Annotated in this window: 1 protein-coding gene; it reads left to right on the top strand. The window is 76.9% G+C overall.

Annotated features, from left to right (window positions below):
- Positions 1–380 (top strand): ROK family protein (locus tag V2J85_RS40810; RefSeq protein WP_330824417.1); only part of this gene is annotated, 380 nt, incomplete at its 5' end.
- Between the last annotated feature and the right edge of the window lie 53 nt (positions 381–433).

Below are 433 nucleotides of genomic sequence, written 5' to 3'. Positions count from 1 at the left end.
GCGTCGAACGCATCGCCAGCGGCCCGAACATCGCCCGCCGCGCCCTGGCGGACGGCTGGCTCCCTGGCCCCGACGGCGACGCCACGGCCGCCGCGGTGGCCGCCGCCGCGCGCGCCGGGGACCCGGTGGCCACCGCCTCGTACGAGCGGGCCGCCCAGGCGCTCGCGGCCGGGATCGCCGCCACCGCGACCCTGGTCGAGATCGACATCGCGGTGATCGGCGGGGGAGTGGCCAAGTCCGGGCCGCTGTTGTTCGGCCCGCTGCGCGCGGCGCTGACCGACTACGCCGGGCTGGAGTTCCTGCGCGGCCTTCGGGTGGTTCCGGCCGAACTCGGCGGGGATGCCGGCCTCGTCGGGGCGGCGGCGCTGGTTCGGGGCTGACGTTTCTGCTGCTGAATCTGCATGTGGGTGCGGCCCCACTCGCACAACGCGCC

The organism is Streptomyces bugieae, assembly GCF_036352915.1.
Taxonomy (GTDB): domain Bacteria; phylum Actinomycetota; class Actinomycetes; order Streptomycetales; family Streptomycetaceae; genus Streptomyces; species Streptomyces endophytica.
Note: the sequence above shows the minus strand (reverse complement) of the source record. Positions and strands in the feature narration are given on the sequence as shown.